This is a genomic window from Arthrobacter sp. NicSoilB11, assembly GCF_019977375.1.
GTDB lineage: Bacteria > Actinomycetota > Actinomycetes > Actinomycetales > Micrococcaceae > Arthrobacter.
In genome coordinates, this window is sequence record NZ_AP024657.1 from 1,516,404 (window position 1) to 1,537,512 (window position 21,109).

Consider the following 21,109-nt stretch of genomic DNA (forward strand, 5'->3'; position numbering starts at 1 on the left):
AAGGATGGACGGATGGCAGCACATTACGATGTCCTGATCGTGGGCGGCGGCATTGCCGGCCTGTCCCTGGCCTCCGCGCTGGCCGGCCGCTGCAGCGTGGCACTGGTGGAGGCGGAGCAGGAGCTGGCGTACCACACGTCCTCCCGCTCCGCCCGGCAGCTGATCCCGAGCTACGGCCCTCCCGTGGTGCAGGAACTCACGCTCCGGACCCTGGAACTGATCGCGGCGCGGGACGCGGAACTGCCGGAACCGGTCCTGACGCCGCGCAGCTTCATGCTGATCGGCTCCGAGGCCGATGTTGCCGCGGAATCCAGCGGGCACATGCAGCCCATCGCTGTTGACCGCGCGCTTGAGCTGTGCCCGGCCCTGCTCCCGGGAACCTTCGCCGCCGCCGGACTGGATACTGGCTCGTTTGGCTGCAACGCGCCCCTGCTCCTGGACACGCACCGCAAACAGGCACTCGAGGCCGGAGCCGATATCATCACCGGCGCACGGGTGCATTCGGCGCAACGGCTGGGTTCCGGATGGCAGGTGGGTGCCGGGGCCGAGGGCTTTGAAGCCGGCGTCCTGGTCAATGCAGCCGGGGCATGGGCTGATGAGCTCGCAGTGATCAGCGGCGTCGAGAAACTGGGACTGCAGCCGTACCGGCGCACTGCGGCGATTGCCGCCGTCGAACGCCCCCTGCCTGCCGCCACCCCGATGGTGGCGGCAGCGAACAATACCTTCTACTTCCGCCCTGACGGTGACGACGTCCTGGTTTCGCCGTCCGAAACCGTGCCCAGTGGCCCCGAGGACGCGCGGCCCCGGCCAGGCGACGTGGAGCGCCTGGTGGAAAAGCTGAACTCCATCACCAGCCTGGGGATCACGGGAATCCGCCGCGCCTGGACCGGCCTGCGCACTGAGGCCGCCGACGGGGTTCCGGTGGCGGGCTTCGACGCCGAAGCCCCCGGTTTCTACTGGCTGGTGGGGCAGGGCGGCTACGGCTTCCAGACCTCCGCTGCGATGGCCGAGCTCGCCGCTGACCAGATCCTCGCCGGCCAGGGAGCGTCCGGAGGTGCCGCCGCCGACGGTCCGGAATCCCGGACAGCGCAGGCCCTGGCTGCCAGCCGCTGGTCCATCCGACGCTGAAGAATAGTCCCATGAGCACCCTGATCACCAATATTGCCGAGCTGATGACCCAGGACCTTGAACACCGGGTCCTGAAGGACGCGGCGGTAGTGGTCGAGGGCGAACGGATCTCCTGGATCGGCGCCGCGGCCGAGGCCCCGGCGGCGGACGAAGCCATCGACGCCGGCGGCCGCGCCATGCTCCCCGGATGGGTGGACTCCCACAGCCACCTGCTGTTCGCCGGGGACCGTACCGCGGAATTCGAAGCACGGATGGCGGGGGAGGCGTACGCTGCCGGAGGCATCGCCGTCACCATGAACGCCACGCGTGCCACGTCGGACTTTGACCTCACCCGCCTGGCCATGGGCCGGGTTGCCGAGGCAGTCTCGCAGGGGACCACTTACCTGGAAACGAAGACCGGCTACGGCCTGGATATCGGGAACGAGGCCCGCAGCGCGCGTATCGCCGCCGGCGTGGCGGACCAGGTGACCTACCTGGGCGCCCACCTGGTTCCTGCCGGACAGGACCCGGAGGAGTACACAGACCTGGTCTGCGGACCGATGCTTGATGCCGTCCGCCCCTACGTCCAGTGGGCCGACGTTTTCTGCGAGGAGGGCGCGTTTACTGCCGAACAGTCCCGCCGCGTGCTGACGGCCTGCCGCGACGCCGGACTGGGCCTGCGCGTGCACGGCAACCAGCTGGGTGAGGGCCCCGGCGTGCAGCTTGCCGTGGAGATGGCGGCCGCCAGCGTGGACCACGTCAACTACCTGGCAGGGCAGGACGTGAAGTCCCTTGCGGCTTCCTGGTCCGGGTGGGACCCCGCCACCGGCACAGGCGAGCGGGGCACTGTGGCCACCTGCCTCCCGGCCTGCGACCTCTCAACCCGCCAGCCGCTGGCCCCGGCCCGCACGCTTCTCGACGCCGGTGTGCAGGTGGCGCTCGCTTCCAACTGCAATCCCGGAACGTCGTATACAAGTTCCATGGCATTCTGCGTCACCACCGCCGTCCTCCAGATGCACCTGAGCGTGCATGAGGCCGTCCGCGCCGCCACCCATGGCGGCGCACTGGCGTTGCACAAGGAAAGCGGGCGCGATGCGGACGGTGAACGCGCCGTGGGGTCCATCGCCGTCGGGCACCGCGCCGACCTGCACCTGCTCAACGCCCCGTCCGCAACGCATCTCGCTTACCGTCCCGGCATGCCATTGACGTACGCTGTGTGGCGGGCCGGAGCCAGGGAGCGGTAGGTCCATACCGTTTTTTTTGATTGTTCCTGACTGTTTTCCTTGAGTTATAATCAGGAAACGTCATCGATCGTGGTGGCTGATGTACGGAAAGGCCCCGCTTGCATGACGCGCACTGACCGGCTGACCGCGATTCTTGACCTGCTGGCCAGAACCGGCCAGGTGGAGGTCGACGAGATTGTCAGCACCCTCAACGTATCCCCGGCCACCGCTCGGCGTGACCTGGACAGCCTCGCCAAACGCCGGCTGCTGACGCGTACCCGCGGCGGCGCCACCACCGGTGCCCTGGCCTACGACCTCCCCGGCCGCTACAACCGCGACGACCACGCCGAAGCCAAGGAACAAATCGCGCAGTGCGCCTCGGCGCTGATCCGGCCCGGCGCTGTGATCGGCCTGTGCGGAGGTACCACCAGCACAGCGCTCGCGCAGATCCTGGCCACCCGGGAAGACCTGAACGCCCCCTCCAACCAGCCCACCCTCACCGTGGTTACCAACGCCATCAACATCGCGGGCCAGTTGGCCGTACGGCCCAACATCAAGGTGATGGTGACCGGTGGAATCCTCAACCCGCGGTCCTATGAACTGGTGGGACCCTATACGGACATCATCATGCAGAAGGTGGTGCTGGACATCGCCTTCATCGGCGTCAACGGCATCGATCCCGAAGTCGGGCCCACCAACACGGGGGAGGGGGAGGCCTCCGTCAATGCGCTGCTGGCCAGCAGGGCCAGGGTGTCCTACGTCCTGGCCGATTCCTCCAAAGTGGGCGTGCGGGCCTTCGCCACCATGGACGGCTACAACTTCACCCGGCTGATCACCGATGCCGGCATCTCGCCCCGCGACAAGGCTGCCTTTGAAGCCAACGGCACGGAAGTGATTGTCGCGCCCGCCTGACCCGAACTGCCGGCACCGGGCTCCTCCGGCGGCGCACCGCTGCCCGCTTGCGACTGCGGACACCAGCCGCTCCATCAGGCCGGATCCAGAAACTGAAGGCAAGATGGGAACATGCTGGTTCCCTCCCGCCGTCGCCTTCGGCTCGAAGTATGGATCGTCCTGGGCCTGTCCCTGGGCCAGTCGGCTGTCTACTCCGTGGTGCAGCTGCTGGACAAGATGACACGCGCCCCGCTTGCCGAGGGCACGTCCACCCTGAACCGCTCCCAGAGCACCCGCGAATACTTCGACCTCACATATCAGCTGCTGGACATCATCTTTGCGCTGGTGCCCGTGCTGCTGGTCTTCTACTTCCTGACGGACCAGCGCCAGGCAGTGCCGGGCGAGGCGGGCAACTCCCGCTCTGCCTTTCAGAAACTGGGGTTCAATTTTGCCCGGCCCGGCAGGGATCTGCTCCAGGGCCTCGGACTGGCTGGACTGATCGGCATACCCTCGCTGGGTCTCTATGCGGCCGGCCGGGCGCTCGGAATTACCACCGCCATCATCCCCAGCGCCCTGGATGCCTATTGGTGGACCGTGCCTGTGCTCATCCTGTCCGCCATGCGGCACGCCGTGCTTGAGGAAGTCATTGTGGTGGGCTACCTCCTGGACCGCTTTGGCAAGTTCGGCTGGAGCATGCCGCTGGCCATTGCGGCGAGCTCCGTGCTGCGCGGCAGCTACCACCTTTACCAAGGCTTTGGTCCCTTCATTGGCAACGCCGTGATGGGCGTGGTCTTTGCCTGGCTGTACACCCGGACCCGCCGGGTCATGCCACTGGTCATCGCCCACGCCCTGCTGGATATCGTGGCCTTCGTTGGCTTCAGCCTGTTCGGCAAAGCCGTGGGGTTGGGGTAGGACCCTGGACACCAGCCTGGGCGACTCCAGCCATGCTTGTTGCTGTCACATCAGCGTCAGCAGCAACGGCCAGTCTGCTTGTGGGTCTGGTGGCAACACGAAGGGTTTCGCGTAGAAGTCGTCCCAGAGGGCATCAGCAGCGAAAAGGTCCTCCGGGTCCAGCAGGTTGTCGCCGTCGGGTTCCTCCATTTCAAGCTCCTCCACTTCCGGTTCCGGCCAGGCTGGAACGGCGGCAAGCGGCACTATTCCTGGCGGCCAGTGGGTTGGTTCGGGGTCTTGGTGTTCGGGGTTGTAGTGGCGGCCTGTGGGTGAGGTCCAGCCGGGTGGTCCGTGTTCCGTCGCGGGATCCGGGTTCCAGGTGCGGGCGTGCTTCAAGCGGTGATGTTTGGGGCATAGCTGCGCCAGGTTCCGGACGGCTGTTCTGCCGCCGTGTTCCCAGGCTGTGAGGTGGTCGGTGTGGTTGTCGGGGGTGTGGTTGGTGCAGCCGGGGAAGGTGCATTTCCGGTCCCGCATGCGGATCCATTGTTTGATGGTTTCGGGGAGCCGGTAGCGGGTGCGTCCGATCTCCAGTGGTGCCCCGTCGCGGGGGTCGACCAGGACGCGGTAGAACGACTCCGCCCCGTCCGCGACAAGCCTCCGTGCCATTGAGGCAGGGATGGGGCCCATGCCGTTCAGCACGGCCGGCTCATCGGTGAGTCCGAGCAGGGCGAAGACCGGGACGGTGACCAGGACATCGGCCCGAGGGGTGGGGACCTTGCCAACATCACCAGTGCTCCCTGTGCCGGAAACGCTGCCTGCGGCCGCCGTATCACCTGTAGCCCGTGCAGCCCCACCCGGAGCAGCCTCACCGGTGGCCGTGGTGGTTCCGGCGCCGAGGAGGAGTGATGCTGCGATGTCGGGGCGGAGTTGGGTGAGGGTGCGGGGCTCGTCAGGGCCCTGCAGGCCGCGGGCGGTGGCGGTGGTGCGGTTCCAGATGGCGCAGGCGGTGTCGCCGGGGAGGTAGAGCGAGAGCCAGGCCATGCCGTCGCGGTCGGGGGTGTATTCCATCCGCCGGTCCGCGACGCCTTTGGCGTGGCGTTTTTCGAGGGTTTCGGGGTGGTGGCGTTCCCGCCAGGCGCGGATCTTGGCGCGGAACCGGGCGGGGACGAGTTCGCCGGGGGCGGCGCCGCGGGCGGGGTTGGGGGCGTCGGGGTCGAAGAAGTGCGCCACCAAGGCAGCAGCCCCGTCAGGGGTGAGCCCCTCGGTTTCGTCGGCGACAATCCTGGCATGCTGCCACGACAGGTCACCGGCTGACAGGGCGCCCAGGAGCGGCGGCAGGGAACACACCCGGCGGGACTGTTCCACCAACCCGCCTGCGGCCGCGGAACTGACGGTCAGGACTCCGGCGATCTCCTCCACCGTTGACATCTCCGAAAACATGCGCTCATCCACGGGGGCGTCGGGGGCAAGCAGTGCCTGCTGGATTTCGACCGCTTCTGCCGCGTCCAGGGCTTTCACCGCGGCGAGCTGAGCCTCGACCCGGGAGACTGCCTCCAGCCGTTCCAGCCGGAGCTCGTACCGCCGCTGCAGCACATCCACGTCAGCGCCAACACCGGTCCCGGCGGCAAGGAAATGATCCTCACGGGTAAGAGCATCGAGGGCAGCAACAGAGGCAGAAACACCCTCCAACACCACCCCAACACCCGTGCCGATTCCCATACCCACATCATCCAGCGAGGCACCGACATTCAGACCTGGATCGCAGCGATGTAGGAAGCAGCCACTTAAATGAATTCGGCCGCCATCGGGTAGTGACGCCGTTGTCACCACCTGATGGCGGCCGAAGCTGATCCGGGTACTGGCCCGGTGAACCCCCTCCCGGACATTCCGGGAGGCTGGGGTGGAGCGTCAGATGGTGACGGCTCCGTTGGCGGTTTCAAACGTGACCGACAGGATGCCCGGAGTTCCATGCGGGGCGACCCACTCCACCGCCACGTCCTCAAGCGGCTTCTCCACCGGTTCACCCAGCCACTCGGTCACGCGGGACGCGGAGCCGGCGATGGTCAGGCAGCTCATCTTAAGGTTGCTGGGGTAGGCGTTGGACGGGTGCAGTGCCGGGTCGCCTTCCCACTTGAGCATGTACGGCACCTGGGGATCGGCGATAAGGCCAAGGATGCCAATCTGTTTCCAGACCAGCTCCCGGCCGTCCGGGAACTTGCGGTTGCCGTTCACCGCGGCGCGGCCAAGGCGTGCCTCGAACGGGGCGAGGTCGTCCACTTCGACGCACCAGCCCATCCAGCCGCCACCGGCCGCGGAACGGGCACGCACGGCCTGTCCGAACGGTGCCTTGTCCGAAGCCGGGTGGTCCAGGACCTCTACGACTTCCAGGTACTTGTGCCCGGCGAGCGGGATGATCATATTCCGGGTTCCGAACCGGGGGTGCACCCCGCCCTTCACTGCCTCAACGCCGAGGGCAGATGAAATACGTTCGGTAGTGGCCGCGAGGCCATCTTGTTCACAGGCGTAAGAGACGTGATCCATGCGCATGGCAACATCTTGGCACTTTGTGATCCGGCTCTCAGCTAAGGGTACCCTTACTGGAAAAGGGCCGGGAAAAGGGCCGGGAACATGGGCAAGAAGGACGACGGCGGCGTCCCCGGCCGGGTGCGGGGCGGCCCACCTGTGGCGGCTCGAAAGCCATGCAGGGCGACCTTGTTCGTCACAATGCTGTCCACGGCGACTACCCCGTTCCTAGACTGGGCGCAGGTCATGAGCGCCAGCGCCAAGCCCCGGCTCGCTGGCCGGCAACCCTCCACCCGCGGTGGGGTGCCCCGGGTGAGGACCTGGCTGTCCGGCAAGAGCCGGAAGCAAGCGCGGCCCGTACTGCCCCACGCATTCCGGGCCCATGTCATAGGAGACTGAGATGTCCAACGGATGGTCTTTCGAAACCCGCCAGATCCATGCCGGCCAGGAGCCCGACAGTGCCACAGGAGCCCGCGCGCTCCCCATTTACCAGACCACGTCCTTCGTGTTCCCCAGCGCCGAAAGCGCAGCCAACCGCTTTGCCCTCGCCGAACTTGCACCCATCTACACCCGGATCGGCAACCCCACCCAGGATGCCGTCGAACAGCGGATCGCCAGCCTTGAGGGAGGCCTGGCCGCATTGCTGCTGAGCTCTGGCCAGGCCGCCGAGACGTTCGCGGTGCTGAACATTGCGGAGGCGGGGGACCATATTGTGGCGAGCCCCAGCCTTTATGGCGGAACGTACAACCTGTTCGCCCACACCCTGAAGAAGTTCGGCATCTCGGTCACCTTCGTCCAGGATCCCGACAACCTGGACCAGTGGCGCGACGCCGTCCAGCCGAACACCAAGCTCTTTTTCGGTGAAGTGGTGTCCAATCCCCGCCAGGACGTCCTGGACATCGAAGGCATCTCCGAGGTGGCCCACCAGGCAGGCGTGCCACTGATCGTGGACAACACCCTGTCCACGCCCTACCTGATCCGCCCACTGGAGTGGGGTGCGGACATCGTGATCCACTCCGCCACCAAATACCTGGGCGGCCACGGCTCCGCAATTGCCGGCGTGATCGTGGACTCCGGCAAATTCGACTTCGGCAAGGACCCTGAACGGTTCCCCGGCTTCAACACCCCGGACCCCACCTACAACGGCCTGGTCTACGCCCGCGACCTAGGCGCCGACGGTGCGCTGGGTGCCAACCTCTCCTACATCCTCAAGGCCCGCGTCCAGCTGCTGCGCGACCTTGGCTCGGCGGTTTCCCCCTTCAACGCCTTCCTGATCTCCCAGGGCCTGGAGACGCTGAGCCTGCGGGTGGAACGCCACGTTGCCAACGCCACTGAAGTGGCGCGCTGGCTGGAAGGACGGGACGACGTCGAATCCGTCGCCTACGCCGGGTTGCCCTCCAGCCCCTGGTACGAGCGTGGCCGCAAGTACGGGCCCAAGGGAACGGGCGCCGTCGTGGCCTTCAACCTTGCCGGCGGAGCGGAGGCGGGCAAGCGCTTCGTCGACGCCCTGGAGCTGCACTCCCACGTGGCCAACATCGGCGACGTCCGCTCCCTGGTCATCCACCCGGCGTCGACCACCCACAGCCAGCTCTCGCCGGAGCAGCAAGCGGTGGCCGGGGTGAATCCGGGACTGGTCCGGCTCTCTGTTGGCCTGGAGCACATCGACGACATCCTGGCCGACCTGGAAGCGGGTTTCCGCGCTGCCAAAGACGCCCAGAGCTAAAAGCGCGCCAGGGCTGACGCCGGAAGGGCCGGCAAGCGGGGAAGTCACAACCAGTCACACTCTTGGCCTGGAGCGGGGGGTGTTTCGTACACTCGAACCAGGTCATGAGTGCCAGTGACAGCCCCGGCTTGCTGGCCGGCAACCCTCCATCCGCGGTGGGGTGCCCCGGGTGAGGACCTGGCCTGCCGGTCAGACGACGGCAGGCAAGCGCGTAGAAGAGGTCTTGCCATGACGGTTACCGTCGCCCGAACCACCATCCCCGAACACGGAATTGTCCGCTACGCCTCCATCGGAGGGCTGGAACTCGAAGCCGGGGGGCACCTCCCGGACGTCACGCTGGCCTACGAAACCTGGGGCACGCTCAACGCCGACGCCAGCAACGCCATCCTGATCGAGCACGCCCTGACCGGCAGCACCCACGTGACCCGCGGCGACACGGACGAAGAAGGCTGGTGGGAACAATTGGCCGGTCCCGGCGCTCCCGTGGACACGGACAAGTTCTTCGTGGTGTCCGTCAACATCGTGGGCGGCTGCTACGGGTCCACGGGCCCGTCGTCGGCCGCCCCGGACGGAGCCCCCTGGGGCTCCCGCTTCCCCCTGGTCACCCTGCGGGACAGCACGGTGGCAGAGGCCCGGCTGGCTGACCAGCTGGGCATCAGCAGCTGGTTCGCTGTCCTGGGCGGATCCATGGGCGGCGCCCGCGCCCTTGAATGGGCAGTGACCTACCCGGAGAGGGTGCAGCGCTGCGCCGTCATCTCCGTGGGTGCCGCGAGCACGGCGGAACAGATCGCCTTCGCGCAGGCCCAGACCCTGGCCATCCGGCAGGACCCACACTTCAACGGCGGCGACTACTACGGCGGCCCCTGCCCGGAAGCCGGGCTGGCACTTGCCCGGCGCATTGCCCACATCACCTACCGGTCCGCGGCTGAACTGGAAGGCCGCTTCGGCCGGGAACCCCAGGCGCCGGAGTCGCCCCTGAAGGGTGAGGCTCTGGCCGCCCGCGGCCGCTACCAGGTGGAAAGCTACCTGGACCACCAGGGCAGCAAGCTCGTGAAGCGCTTCGACGCCAACAGCTATATCGCCCTCACCGAGGCGCTGATGAGCCATGACATCTGCCGGGGCCGCGGAACCCTGGCCGAAACCCTGGCCAGGTCCACCGCCAGGTTCTTCGTGGCCGCCGTGGATTCGGACCGGCTGTATTTCCCGTCGCAGTCCCGTGAGCTGGCCCAGGCCCTGCCGGGGGACGTGGACGTGCACGTCATCCAGGCGCCGATCGGGCACGACGGGTTCCTGACAGAGATCGGGCAGCTGGGCAGCCAGCTCCGGAGCAGCTTCCTGGCCTAGCGCCCCGCATGTGCATTCCTGCAGATGCCTTCTGCACTAATCGGCGTTGAGGTTGCACCGCAGGCAGACCATACTCAATCGAATCCGGTGCGTTCGTGGTGTGCATCACACCCGGCCGCCATTGATTGGTCCCCGTGGTGTCGACGACGACGCCGAAGGAGTTCGCATGAGTACGGAAAGCTCCGCCGCAAGGCGCACAGAGGAAACCGACGTCAAGGCTTCAGGCCTTAAGAAAGTGGTTACGGCCTCCATGGCCGGAACCGTTGTTGAGTGGTACGAGTTCTTCCTCTACGCCTCGGCTGCCACCCTGGTGTTCGGAAAGGCCTTCTTCCCCAACGCCGGCACAGAACTGGATGGCATCATCGCCGCCTTCCTCACTTATGCCGTCGGTTTCGTGGCGCGCCCCATCGGCGGCATCGTCTTTGGCCACTTCGGCGACAAGTTCGGACGCAAGAAGCTGCTGCAGCTGAGCATCATCCTGGTAGGCGTCTCCACCTTCCTCATGGGCTGCCTGCCCACGTTCCAGCAGATCGGCTACTGGGCTCCCGCACTGCTGGTGGTCCTCCGGTTCGCCCAGGGCTTTGCCGTTGGCGGCGAGTGGGGCGGCGCCGTCCTCCTCGTGGCCGAACACAGCCCCAGCAAATCCCGCGGTTTCTGGGCCAGCTGGCCACAGTCGGCAGTGCCGCTGGGAAACCTGCTTGCCACCGCCGTCTTGTTCACCCTGTCCTCCACGTTGACCCAGGACGCCTTCCTGGGGTGGGGCTGGCGCGTAGCGTTCTGGCTGTCCGCGGTGATCGTCCTGATCGGTTACTACATCCGCACCAAGGTCAATGACGCACCGATCTTCCTCGAAGCCCGCAAAGAGGTCGAAGCCGGCCACAAGGGCTACGGCGTCGCTGAGGTATTCCGGCGCTACCCCCGCGGCGTCTTCACCGCCATGGGCCTGCGCCTGGCGGAAAACATCCTGTACTACCTCGTGGTCACGTTCTCCATCACCTACCTGAAAACCGTGGTCCAGGCCGACACCACCCGCATCCTCCTCCTGCTGCTCCTTGCCCACGCCCTGCACTTCGCCGTCGTGCCCATGGTCGGCAAGCTGTCGGACCGGTTTGGCCGCAGGCCCGTCTACATGGCCGGCGCCATCATGGGGGCCACCTGGGGCTTCTTCGCCTTCCCCATGATGGACACCAAGAACGATGCCATCATCCTGGCCGCCATCATGATCGGCCTGGTGTTCCACGCCTTCATGTACGCCGGGCAGCCTGCCATCATGGCGGAAATGTTCCCCACCCGGATGCGCTACTCCGGGGTGTCCCTGGGCTACCAGGTGACGTCGATCGTGGCAGGATCCCTGGCCCCGATCATCGCCGCCTCGCTCCTGGGCGCCTACAAGTCCTCCGTCCCCGTGGCGGTCTACCTGCTGATCGCCTGCGCCATTACCGCCGTCGCGGTCTACTTCCTGAAGGAAACCCGCGGCATCTCGCTGCACGACGTGGACGCCGCCGACGCCCAGGGCACCGCCGACCTCCTTGCCGCCCGCAAGAAGTAGCAGGATCCGTGAAAGCCGCCGTCCTGTACTCCACCGTTCCCGCCGCCCCCACCACGGGGGCCGGCAACGGGAAGCAGACCTACTCCGAGGCCGCTCCGCTGCTGGTGCAGGAACTGGCGCAGCCGGAGCCCCGCGCCGGTGAGCTTGGTGTTGCCATCACCTACTCCAGCCTCTGCCACTCGGACCTCTCGGTGGTGGACGGTTCCCGCGTCCGGCCGCTGCCCATGGCCTTGGGCCACGAGGCGGTGGGTCGGGTGGTGTCCGTGGGGGCCGGCGTGTCCGACGTGTCCGTGGGCGACCATGTGGTGCTGGTCTTCGTGCCGAGCTGTGGCGGGTGCCGTGCATGCCTGGCCGGCCGGCCGGCCCTCTGCCACCGTGCAGCAGAGGTCAATGGCTCCGGCGACCTGCTGCACGGGCCGGCACTGCTGCGGACTCCGGCAGGGGAACGGATCAACCACCACCTTGGCGTCTCGGCCTTCGCCGATTACGCAGTGGTGGCAAGGGAATCGGTGGTGGTGATCGACGACGACGTCCCGGACACGGTTGCCGCGATGTTTGGTTGCGCCGTGCTCACCGGAATGGGTGCAGTGTTGAATACCGCGGCTGTCAGTCCGGGGCAGTCCGTAGCGGTGTTCGGCCTCGGAGCCGTGGGCCTGTCAGCCGTCATGGCAGCGCGCCTCGCTGGAGCCGCCGACGTCATTGCCATCGATCCAAACCAAGGCAAGCACCAGCTGGCCCGCGACGCCGGCGCCACATCGGTGGGAACGCCGGAGGACGCGGCACGGCTGATCGCGGAAGCGTCCGGGGACGGTGTGGACGTTGCCATTGAAGCGGTGGGATCAGCAGGCGTTATCGCCTCCTGCCTGGAGCAGGTGACGCGGGGAGGCGCCGTGGTGTCGGTGGGCCTGCCCCATCCGTCCGCCCAGTTGACGGTGCCGGCCCTGCAGTTTGCCGGGGCGGGAAAACGGCTGCTGGGCTCCTACATGGGGGATGCCGTGCCGGCGCGCGACATTCCGCAGTACCTGGCGTTCTGGCGCGAAGGCAGGCTGCCGGTTGAGCTGCTGCACACTGACACCCGGCCGCTCAGCGAGATCAATGAGGGCCTGGACGCGCTGGCATCCGGGCAGGTGGTAAGGCGGCTGTTCCAGGCCTGACTTGTGCGGGGGGCCTGGGTCCGCAAGAACAGCGCCTACCCCGCCAGCACCCCGGAGCGCTCCTTCATTTCCGCCTTGAGTGCCGCAATCACCGCCTGGACCGGTGCGGACCGGAGCGACTCCGGGCGGGCAACGGCCCAGATGGGGAGCTGGCGCTCAAAGTCGGCCGCCAGGACGGGCACGAAGTCCCCGCAGCCCGCCACCATGAAGTTGGGCAGCAGCCCAATGCCCGCACCCTGCCGCACCGCCTCCACCTGGGCGAACACGCTGGTGGCCTGGAAGCTCGTCCTGGGCAGCGGAAGCTGCGAGGACCAGCGCGGCCCCAGCTCCGCCACCTGGAGTGCGGACTCGACGTAGGACACAAACCCGTGCTGCCCCACGTCGTCGAGCGTTTCCGGCAGGCCATGCCGGGCGGCATACGCTGAGCTTGCGTAGAGGCGCAGGTAGTAGTTGCTCAGGAAGATTGTCTGCGCGGTGGTGACGTCCGCCCGGCCCACCACGATCTCCAGGTCCACGCCCGACCGGTTCTGGCTGACTTTCCGGGTGGCGCTGAGCATTTCGATGTTCAGCTGCGGGTTTTGCTGCTGGAGCCGCACCAGCGACGGGGTGACGAACACTGCTCCCACGCCGTCCGTCGTGGCGACGCGGACCAGGCCGGCGAGGGTGCTTTGGTCCTGGCTGATCAGGCCGGACAGCGAGCCAAGGGTACCTTCGATCGCCTCTGCCGCTTCCACGGCCGCGGCACCGAGCTGCGTCAGCTCCCAACCCTGCGGGCTGCGTTCCAAAGTCCGGCCGCCCAGTTGCCTGTCCAGGGCGAGGATGCGGCGGGAGATGGTGGTGTGGGTTGTTCCCAGCGTCTCGGCTACCGCGTTGAACCGGCCCAGGCGGGCAACGGTGAGCAGGATGAGCAGGTCGTCGGGGCTTGGCAACCGTCTCAGGTCCACTCCGGTCCTTCCTTCGATGTGCAGCAGTGCACATGGCCTCTGTGATTTTTCCCCTTGATTGCACTCTAACAGGGTGTGATCGTTGACACAGACATGCCGGCAGTACGGCTGGAATGGAAGCAAAGGAGCTTACTCGTGGCAGTTATCGGTTGGATTGGCCTGGGCAACATGGGCGGCCACATGTCCGTAAACCTGGCGAAAGCCGGGCATGATGTGCGCGGTTTCGACCTCAACCCGGCAGCCCTGGCAGCCGCTGAAGCAGGCGGCGTCAAGCGGACCGCCAGCATCGCCGAAGCGGTGGATGGTGCGGACGCCGTGTTCACCATGCTGCCCAAGGGTGAACACGCCCGTGCGGTGTATCTCGGCGGGGACGGCGTGCTGGCGCACGCGGACACCCGGACGCTTCTGATTGACTCCTCGACCATCGACGTCGCCTCCGCCCAGGAACTGCACGACGCCGCTGCTGCCGCCGGCTTCCGCTTCTTGGACGCCCCGGTGTCGGGTGGAATGAGCGGGGCGGAAGCGGGAACGCTTACTTTCATGGTTGGCGGCGAAGAGGGGGCCGTGGCGGACGCCACGGGCTACATCGGCCCCATGGCCGCCAACATCATCCCCACGGGCGGCCCCACCACGGGGCAGGCGGCCAAGATCTGCAACAACCTGATGCTTTTCATCAACCTGGCCTCCACCGCGGAGGGCGCTGTGCTTGCCGACCGGCTGGGCCTGGACAAGCAGGTCTTTTGGAACATTGCCTCTGTCTCCTCGGGCGACTCGTGGGCACTGCGGACCTGGTACCCGGTGCCCGGCGTGGTTCCCACCGCAGCCTCGAACAACGGCTTCGCGCCCACCTTCACCACAGAGCTGGCGAACAAGGACATTGGGCTGGCCATCAGCGCAGCCGAGGATACCGGCACGCCCCTGGAGATCGGCAGGCACGTCCAGCAGCTGTTCCAGCGGCTTATTGACGCCGGTGACGCCGGCAAGGACTGCTCCATGATCATCAAGCTCGTGGACGGCTCACTCGAACCCGCCAACCCGGCGCCGTCCGCCAACTAGCCCGCACCACGCAACGCAGGAAAAGAGACTCCCCGTGGAAACCATCCCGCACTACATCAACGGCACCCGCGTCAGCGACGCAGACCGCTTCGGCCCGGTGTTCAATCCAGCCACCGGTGAACAGGAGAAGCAGGTGGCGCTTGCCTCGGCGGCACGGACAGAGGAAGCCATCGCGGCTGCCCGTTCCGCGCTGCCGGCCTGGCGGGCCACCAGCCTGGCCCGGCGGACCGGCATCTTCTTCCGGGTCCGCGAAATCCTGACCCAGCGGAAGCCCGAGCTCGCGGCCATCCTCACCAGCGAGCACGGGAAGGTCCTCTCCGACGCAGAGGGCGAAATCGCCCGCGGCCTGGAGAACATCGATTTCGCCACCGGCCTGTCCCACATGCTCAAGGGCGAGCGGTCCGAGCAGGTCTCCACCGGGGTGGACGTGCACTCCGTCCGCCAGCCGGTGGGCGTCGTAGCCTGCATTACGCCGTTCAACTTCCCGGCCATGGTGCCGCTGTGGATGATCGGCAGTGCCCTGGCCTGCGGCAACACCGTGCTGCTGAAGCCCAGCGAGAAGGACCCGTCGGCCGCCGTCTTCATCGCGGAGGCCTTCGCCGAAGCGGGCCTGCCGGCCGGGGTGCTGAACGTGGTCCACGGTGACAAGGAAGCCGTGGATGTCCTGCTGGAGCACCCGGACGTCAAAGCCGTGAGTTTTGTCGGCTCCACTCCCGTTGCCCAGTCGATCTACAAGCGGGCGGCAGAACACGGCAAGCGGGTGCAGGCACTGGGCGGTGCAAAGAACCACATGGTGGTGCTTCCCGACGCCGACCTGGACATGGCTGCCGACGCTGCGGTTTCGGCCGCCTACGGGTCAGCCGGCGAACGCTGCATGGCCGTCAGCGTCCTGGTGGCCGTGGGCAACATCGCGGACGACCTGGTGAAGGCAATCTCCAGCCGCATGGCGGGTTTGAAGATCGGCCCGGGAACGGACCCCGCGTCCCAGATGGGCCCCTTGATCACCGCGGAGCACCGGGACCGCGTGGCCTCCTATGTGGCGGGGGCCGAAAATGAAGGCGCATCCGTGGTTGTGGACGGGCGCTCGCAGCAGTTCGATTCAAACGGATTCTTCATCGGCGTCAGCCTGGTGGACCACGTCAAGCCGGGCATGAAGGTGTACGACGACGAGATCTTCGGCCCGGTCCTGTCCGTGGTCCGCGTCGATACCTACGGCGACGCCGTGAAGCTGGTCAACGACAACGAGTTCGGCAACGGCACGGCCATCTTCACCCGTGACGGCGGGGCGGCCCGGCAGTTCGAGTTCGACGTCGAGGCAGGCATGGTGGGCGTCAACGTGCCCATTCCGGTGCCGGTAGGCACGTTCTCGTTCGGCGGCTGGAAGAACTCGCTGTTCGGCGACACCCACATGTACGGCCCGGACAGCATCCGGTTCTACACCCGGGGCAAGGTGGTGACCACGCGCTGGCCGGATCCCTCCACCTCGGTGATTGACCTGGGCTTCCCGCAGGTCCACTGAGCTTGACAGGAGCACTGAACGCATAAAGGAGCGCCACCGGGCAGGCCCGGTGGCGCTCCTGTTACTAGCCGTTCATGATGTCGCTGCGCCGCTTCATGTAGTCCTCCATGGACAGCTCACCGTTGGTGTACTGCTGGTCCAGTTCCGCGAGCTTGCGGGCGCGGTACCCTTGCGGTGCCGCCGGCGGCGGGGGAGTGGCCGGCGCTGGGGACTGTCCCGGCGTCGGCTCTCCGGGACGCGGCTGCTGAGACCCCTGCTGATCAAAGCCGGGCTGGCCAAAGCCTGGCTGACCAAACCCCTGTCCCTGCGGGGGACCGTAGCCGGGGTCCGGCAGAGGCTGCTGGCCGTACTGGTGGGGCAACGGCTGCGGGTCGCCCAGGGGCTGCGGCCGCTGGATACTGCGGAAGCCGCCGGAGAAGTAGTCCTGCTGGGTATAGCCGTCGCGGGGCTGGTTGCTCTGCGGCCCGGCCGAGCCTGGATACTGGCCCGGTCCCGGGTACTGGCCGGGGCCGGGATACCCGTCTTGTCCGTATTGCCCCGGGAACTGTTCAGGGAAGCGCCCGGGCAACGACTGGTCCCGGTCCCGCCGTGCCACGGACCGCCGGTACATCCGCATGGCCATGGGGACGACGAAGGACAGGACGATAATCCAGAAAAACAAGCTGCTCACGGTGCCGCGCCTCTCGAGTGTTGTCCTTCCAGCCTAACCCCGGGCGGCCTTACCGGCGGCTGGGCTCCGACGTTCCCAACGGGCCCTCACCCGCACCCAAGGGAACGCCCGGACCGAAGACGGGGCCCGGCGTCGGCCGCTTTGCCGTGATGCCGTCCCCGGAGGACTGGCGGCGCAGCCGCCGCAGCACCCACGGCACGAAGTATTCGCGCGCCCACACCAGGTCCCCGCTCCTGGCCTCGCGCCAGGTCCGGGGCGGCAGGGGCTTGGGCTGCAGCGGCTCCAGGGAATGCTCAACGTTGAGCGCGTCCAGCACCATGGCCGCTATGGTGTGGTGCCCCAGCGGGGAGAAGTGCAGCCGGTCCTGGTCCCACATCTGCGGATCGCTCAACTGCCGCAGCGACCACATGTCCGCGATGATGGCGTCGTGCCGCGTTGCCACCGTCCGCAGGTTCTCGTTGTAGATGGCCACCTTGCTGCGGATCCTGCCGAGCACTGACGAGCCGGTGTCAGGTCCGTTGAACAGGACCACCGTGGCACCACCCAGGGACAGGATCTGGACCACGGAATCGAGCTTTTCGGCCAGCACGTCCGGGTCGCCGCCCGGGCGGATGAGGTCGTTGCCGCCCGCCGACAGGGTTACCAGGTCCGGCTTCAGCTCCAGGGCAGGCGCCAGCTGCTGGTCAACGATCTGCTGCAGCAGGCGGCCGCGGACGGCCAGGTTGGCGTAGGCGAAGTCAGGCTGGGTCCTGCCCAGCTCCTCGGCCACCCTGTCGGCCCAGCCGCGGTGGCCGCCGGGGCTCGCGGGTTCGGGGTCGCCGATGCCCTCGGTGAAGGAATCGCCCATCGCCACGTAACGGGTCCACGGGTGGGATCCCGGGTGCGCGGACGGGGCCTTGATGTCACTTGCGTCAGTCACGGTCCTATCCTGCCTTCCGCTTCACTGCCTACGCGAACGTAGGTTGTTACTTGTGGGTAACTGATATGAATGGAAACCATGACTGACGCCGAAGTATTTCCTGCCCCCGTTGTCCTGTGGTCCCATCCGGAGGACCAGCGCGACGGCAAGCCGCTGCTGGTGCTCCTCCACGGCTACGGCGCCAATGAGCGGGACCTGCTCAGCCTGGCCGACCTGCTGCCCGGGGACTTCGCCGTCGCGTCCGTGCGTGCGCCGATCGCCACGGGCCCCGGCTTCACTTGGTTCCCGCTCACGGCCTCCATCGAGTACTCGCTGGAGCGGGTCAAGAAGGCCTCGGCGTACGTACTGGAGTGGATCGACACCATCCGGGTGGGGCATCCGTCGGTGACCCTGCTCGGCTTCTCCATGGGCATGGCCATGGCAACCACGCTCCTGCGGCAGCGGCCCACGGACTTCGCTGCCGTCGTCGGACTGTCCGGTTTCGTGGTGGACGCAGCCGGCGACCCTTCGTTCAGGGACGATGAGCTGGACGGCACCGTGCCCATGTTCTGGGGCCGGGACCAGCAGGATCCGGTGATCACCCAGGACAAGATCGAGTACACCATGGGCTGGGTCCGCAAGCACGTCAAGCTCACCAAGGTGCTCTACACCGGCATGTGGCACGGGATCAACCAGCAGGAGATCGGGCACGTGGGGGAGTTCCTCACTCACGAGGTGCTGAACAAGTAGGCGTACGACGGCGGCCGGCAGTCCCGGCGGACGTCACGTCACGCGGCCTGCACGTCCTCCGCCGGGCAGTGCGCCTGCGTTGCGTCAGTCCGTTTCGGGCGCCACTACCCGGACACTCTGTCCGTTCACCGTGACAACGTCGCCGTTGTGCAGCTGGCGGCCGCGGCGGTCGTCGATTTCGCCGTTGACCTTGACCAGCCCGTTCTTGATGAGCGCCGCCGCCTCCACGCCGTCCTCCACGAGGTTGGCGAGCTTCAGCAGCTGGCCCAGCCGGATCATGCTGTCGCGGATGGGGACGTCGTCAATGGGGTTGCTCATAGAGCAATAATGCCTGAACTAAGGTGGATTCAATGACCTCCCCTTCCCGCCTGCCGGTGCTCGCAGGCCTGCCCCTGGCCGTGGGTTCCGGCCTTGCCATCCCAGTCCAGGGGCGCATCAACGGGGCCCTGGGCGCCCGCCTCGGTGACGGCATCGCCGCGGCGGCCGTGAGTTTCAGCACAGGCCTGCTGGTCATGATCGTGATTTCGCTGGTCCTGCCGCGCGGGCGGGCGGGGCTGGCCGGCATCCTTCCCGCGGTCCGCAAACGCGCCTTTCCACGTATCTACGTGGTGGCCGGTGCCATCGGCGCGCTGTTCGTTTTTGCCCAGTCGTTCACGGTGGGCATCCTGGGCGTGGCACTCTTCACCGTGGCCACGGTCACCGGGCAGACCGTGAGCGGCCTGCTGGTGGACCGCCTGGGAATCGGGCCGGCCGGGAAGAAATCCGTCACCGGCATCCGCATCATTGGCTGCGTCCTCACTATCGCCGCCGTCGCCTGGGCGGTTTCGCCCCGGTTCAGCGGCGCGGAGGCCGGCGGAACCGACGGTGGTCCGTCCTCCCTGCTGCTTCCCATCCTGCTGCCCGTGGCGGCTGGCTTCCTGATGAGCTTCCAGCAGGCCATGAACGGCACCGCCACCGTCCACTACGGCACACCGATCGCGGCCACCCTGGTCAACTTCGTGGCCGGCTGCATCGTGCTCTGGACAGCGCTGGCGGTGAAGCTGGCGGTGGCCGGCCCAGCCAACCCGCTGCCGTCCGAATGGTGGTACTACCTGGGCGGTCCCATGGGCTGCGTATTCATTGGGCTCGGCGCCCTCCTGGTCCGCAGCCTTGGCGTACTGGTCACCGGGCTGGGCATGATTGCCGGCCAGCTGCTCGGCTCGCTGGCCCTGGACCTGGCGCTGCCCGCCCCGGGCACCGTCGTCGCCCCGGCCACCGTCCTCGGGACCCTGCTGACCCTCGCCGCGATCATCCTGGCAACTCTGCCGTGGCCGCGGGGCGCGCTCCGCAGGCAGCGGCCGGTACGCTAGGACACGAGCTTTTCAACGATCTTCCTTCATTCGCCCCGGCACCCTGCCCACTGTGCCTCCAGGCATACGGCGGCCGGGGCCTGACAACCCGCGGACCGCACCCAGCGGCCCTGTAGAAATTGGAGTTACCCCATGGCAGCAAAGTCCGTCCTCGACCAGGTCATTTCCCTCTCCAAGCGGAGGGGCTTCGTGTTCCAGGCCGGTGAGATCTACGGCGGCTCGCGCTCGGCCTGGGACTACGGCCCCCTGGGCGCGGAGCTGAAGGAAAACATCAAGCGCCAGTGGTGGCAGTCCATGGTCCGCGGCCGCGAAGACGTGGTGGGTCTGGACTCATCCGTCATCCTGCCCCGCCAGGTATGGGAAGCCTCCGGCCACGTAGAGGTCTTCTCCGACCCCCTGGTGGAATGCCTCTCCTGCCACAAGCGCTACCGCGCCGACCACCTCGAGGAAGAATACGAGGAAAAGAAGGGCCGGCCGGCCGAGAACGGCCTGAAGGACATTGCCTGCGCCAACTGCGGCACCCGCGGCCAGTGGACCGAACCGCAGGAGTTCTCCGGCCTGCTCAAGACCTACCTGGGCCCGGTGGCCAGCGAGGAAGGCCTGCACTACCTCCGCCCGGAAACCGCCCAGGGCATCTTCGTGAACTTCAACAACGTCCTCACCACCTCCCGGAAGAAGCCCCCGTTCGGCATCGGCCAGATCGGCAAGTCCTTCCGCAACGAGATCACGCCCGGCAACTTCATCTTCCGCACCCGTGAATTCGAACAGATGGAAATGGAGTTCTTCGTCGAGCCCGGCACCGATGAGGAATGGCACCAGTACTGGATGAAGGAGCGCATGGCCTGGTACACCGGCCTGGGCATCCGCGAGGAAAACCTGCGCTTCTTTGAGCACCCGAAAGAGAAGCTGAGCCACTACTCCAAGGGCACCACGGACATCGAATACCGCTTTGGCTTCCAGGGCTCGGAGTGGGGCGAACTCGAAGGCATCGCCAACCGCACCGACTTCGACCTCACCACGCACTCGAAGGCCTCCGGCCAGGACCTGAGCTACTTCAACCAGGCCACCAACGAGCGCTACACCCCGTACGTGATCGAGCCTGCGGCCGGGCTCACGCGCTCCTTCATGGCCTTCCTGGTGGACGCCTACACCGAGGACGAGGCCCCCAACGCCAAGGGCGGCGTGGACGTGCGCACCGTCCTGAAGCTGGACCCGCGCCTGGCCCCGGTCAAGGCCGCCGTGCTGCCGCTGAGCCGCAACGAGGACCTGTCCCCGAAGGCCAAGGACCTCGGCGCGCAGCTGCGGAAGAACTGGAACATCGACTTCGACGACGCCGGCGCCATCGGCCGCCGCTACCGCCGCCAGGACGAGATCGGCACCCCGTTCTGCATCACCGTGGACTTCGACACGCTGGAGGACCAGGCCGTCACCATCCGCGAGCGGGACACCATGAGCCAGGAGCGGGTCTCCCTGGACAAGGTGGAGGGCTACCTGGCGGCACGGCTGATCGGGGCCTGA

Annotated in this window: 19 protein-coding genes and 2 riboswitches; of the genes, 13 read left to right on the top strand and 6 right to left on the bottom strand. The window is 67.1% G+C overall.

Annotation, left to right across the window (positions count from 1 at the left end; genetic code table 11):
* Nucleotides 1-12: 12 nt before the first annotated feature.
* The 4 genes from LDO14_RS07025 to LDO14_RS07040 all read left to right on the top strand — a co-directional run bounded on the left by LDO14_RS07025 (nucleotide 13) and on the right by LDO14_RS07040 (nucleotide 4,133).
* The gene (locus tag LDO14_RS07025) at nucleotides 13-1,128 is read left to right on the top strand and encodes an FAD-dependent oxidoreductase (RefSeq protein WP_018771899.1); all 1,116 of its coding nucleotides are present in this window, start codon (nucleotides 13-15) and stop codon (nucleotides 1,126-1,128) included.
* Nucleotides 1,129-1,139: 11 nt separating this feature from the next.
* Complete coding sequence (gene hutI / locus LDO14_RS07030) at nucleotides 1,140-2,351, top strand: imidazolonepropionase (RefSeq protein WP_018771900.1); 1,212 nt, start codon at nucleotides 1,140-1,142, stop codon at nucleotides 2,349-2,351.
* A 102-nt stretch (nucleotides 2,352-2,453) separates the two neighbouring features.
* Nucleotides 2,454-3,242 carry a DeoR/GlpR family DNA-binding transcription regulator gene (locus LDO14_RS07035; RefSeq protein ID WP_018771901.1) on the top strand — a complete coding sequence of 263 codons (789 nt, stop codon included), beginning with the start codon at nucleotides 2,454-2,456 and terminating at the stop codon, nucleotides 3,240-3,242.
* Nucleotides 3,243-3,353: 111 nt separating this feature from the next.
* Nucleotides 3,354-4,133, top strand: coding sequence for a CPBP family intramembrane glutamic endopeptidase (locus LDO14_RS07040; RefSeq protein WP_018771902.1), 780 nt, complete (start codon nucleotides 3,354-3,356; stop codon nucleotides 4,131-4,133).
* A gap of 45 nt (nucleotides 4,134-4,178) precedes the next feature.
* Here the strand turns inward: LDO14_RS07040 and LDO14_RS07045 are convergent, their stop codons facing one another.
* Together LDO14_RS07045 and LDO14_RS07050 are read right to left on the bottom strand one after the other, a co-directional pair.
* Nucleotides 4,179-5,831 carry an HNH endonuclease signature motif containing protein gene (locus LDO14_RS07045; RefSeq protein WP_223994579.1) on the bottom strand — a complete coding sequence of 551 codons (1,653 nt, stop codon included), beginning with the start codon at nucleotides 5,829-5,831 and terminating at the stop codon, nucleotides 4,179-4,181.
* Nucleotides 5,832-6,020: 189 nt separating this feature from the next.
* Nucleotides 6,021-6,659, bottom strand: coding sequence for a VOC family protein (locus LDO14_RS07050; protein WP_026266126.1), 639 nt, complete (start codon nucleotides 6,657-6,659; stop codon nucleotides 6,021-6,023).
* Nucleotides 6,660-6,877: 218 nt separating this feature from the next.
* Nucleotides 6,878-6,992: riboswitch (SAM riboswitch) on the top strand.
* A gap of 43 nt (nucleotides 6,993-7,035) precedes the next feature.
* Here LDO14_RS07050 and LDO14_RS07055 point away from each other — a divergent pair.
* The 4 genes from LDO14_RS07055 to LDO14_RS07070 all read left to right on the top strand — a co-directional run bounded on the left by LDO14_RS07055 (nucleotide 7,036) and on the right by LDO14_RS07070 (nucleotide 12,405).
* Nucleotides 7,036-8,358 (top strand): bifunctional o-acetylhomoserine/o-acetylserine sulfhydrylase, encoded by a 1,323-nt coding sequence (locus LDO14_RS07055; RefSeq protein WP_018771616.1) that lies wholly within the window; start codon nucleotides 7,036-7,038, stop codon nucleotides 8,356-8,358.
* Between the two features lie 100 nt (nucleotides 8,359-8,458).
* Nucleotides 8,459-8,574, top strand: a riboswitch (SAM riboswitch).
* Nucleotides 8,575-8,586: 12 nt separating this feature from the next.
* A complete protein-coding gene (locus LDO14_RS07060) occupies nucleotides 8,587-9,702 on the top strand; it encodes a homoserine O-acetyltransferase (protein ID WP_018771617.1) in 1,116 nt (371 codons plus the stop codon).
* Nucleotides 9,703-9,868: 166 nt separating this feature from the next.
* Nucleotides 9,869-11,251 (top strand): MFS transporter, encoded by a 1,383-nt coding sequence (locus LDO14_RS07065; RefSeq protein ID WP_018771618.1) that lies wholly within the window; start codon nucleotides 9,869-9,871, stop codon nucleotides 11,249-11,251.
* A gap of 8 nt (nucleotides 11,252-11,259) precedes the next feature.
* Complete coding sequence (locus tag LDO14_RS07070; RefSeq protein WP_018771619.1) at nucleotides 11,260-12,405, top strand: zinc-binding dehydrogenase; 1,146 nt, start codon at nucleotides 11,260-11,262, stop codon at nucleotides 12,403-12,405.
* Nucleotides 12,406-12,440: 35 nt separating this feature from the next.
* On the opposite strand, the gene LDO14_RS07075 is transcribed toward LDO14_RS07070, so the two are convergent.
* Nucleotides 12,441-13,349, bottom strand: a complete 909-nt coding sequence (locus tag LDO14_RS07075) for a LysR family transcriptional regulator (RefSeq protein WP_223994582.1) — start codon at nucleotides 13,347-13,349, stop codon at nucleotides 12,441-12,443.
* Between the two features lie 135 nt (nucleotides 13,350-13,484).
* Between LDO14_RS07075 and mmsB the strand changes: the two genes are divergently transcribed.
* Together mmsB and LDO14_RS07085 are read left to right on the top strand one after the other, a co-directional pair.
* Nucleotides 13,485-14,405, top strand: a complete 921-nt coding sequence (mmsB, locus tag LDO14_RS07080; RefSeq protein WP_018771621.1) for a 3-hydroxyisobutyrate dehydrogenase — start codon at nucleotides 13,485-13,487, stop codon at nucleotides 14,403-14,405.
* Between the two features lie 34 nt (nucleotides 14,406-14,439).
* Complete coding sequence (locus LDO14_RS07085) at nucleotides 14,440-15,924, top strand: CoA-acylating methylmalonate-semialdehyde dehydrogenase (protein ID WP_018771622.1); 1,485 nt, start codon at nucleotides 14,440-14,442, stop codon at nucleotides 15,922-15,924.
* A 64-nt stretch (nucleotides 15,925-15,988) separates the two neighbouring features.
* Here the strand turns inward: LDO14_RS07085 and LDO14_RS07090 are convergent, their stop codons facing one another.
* Nucleotides 15,989-16,594, bottom strand: a complete 606-nt coding sequence (locus tag LDO14_RS07090) for a hypothetical protein (protein ID WP_018771623.1) — start codon at nucleotides 16,592-16,594, stop codon at nucleotides 15,989-15,991.
* A 49-nt stretch (nucleotides 16,595-16,643) separates the two neighbouring features.
* On the bottom strand, nucleotides 16,644-17,513 hold the full coding sequence (locus LDO14_RS07095; protein ID WP_018771624.1) for an SGNH/GDSL hydrolase family protein: 870 nt from the start codon (nucleotides 17,511-17,513) through the stop codon (nucleotides 16,644-16,646).
* 78 nt (nucleotides 17,514-17,591) lie between these two features.
* On the opposite strand from LDO14_RS07095, the gene LDO14_RS07100 reads away from it, so the two are divergent.
* On the top strand, nucleotides 17,592-18,242 hold the full coding sequence (locus LDO14_RS07100; protein WP_018771625.1) for an alpha/beta fold hydrolase: 651 nt from the start codon (nucleotides 17,592-17,594) through the stop codon (nucleotides 18,240-18,242).
* 84 nt (nucleotides 18,243-18,326) lie between these two features.
* Here LDO14_RS07100 and LDO14_RS07105 read toward each other — a convergent pair whose 3' ends face one another.
* Nucleotides 18,327-18,560: an RNA-binding S4 domain-containing protein gene (locus LDO14_RS07105; RefSeq protein ID WP_018771626.1), complete on the bottom strand. Its 234-nt coding sequence runs from the start codon at nucleotides 18,558-18,560 to the stop codon at nucleotides 18,327-18,329.
* A 32-nt stretch (nucleotides 18,561-18,592) separates the two neighbouring features.
* On the opposite strand from LDO14_RS07105, the gene LDO14_RS07110 reads away from it, so the two are divergent.
* Both LDO14_RS07110 and LDO14_RS07115 read left to right on the top strand, forming a co-directional pair.
* Nucleotides 18,593-19,591 carry a DMT family transporter gene (locus LDO14_RS07110; protein WP_018771627.1) on the top strand — a complete coding sequence of 333 codons (999 nt, stop codon included), beginning with the start codon at nucleotides 18,593-18,595 and terminating at the stop codon, nucleotides 19,589-19,591.
* 132 nt (nucleotides 19,592-19,723) lie between these two features.
* Nucleotides 19,724-21,109, top strand: coding sequence for a glycine--tRNA ligase (locus tag LDO14_RS07115; RefSeq protein WP_018771628.1), 1,386 nt, complete (start codon nucleotides 19,724-19,726; stop codon nucleotides 21,107-21,109).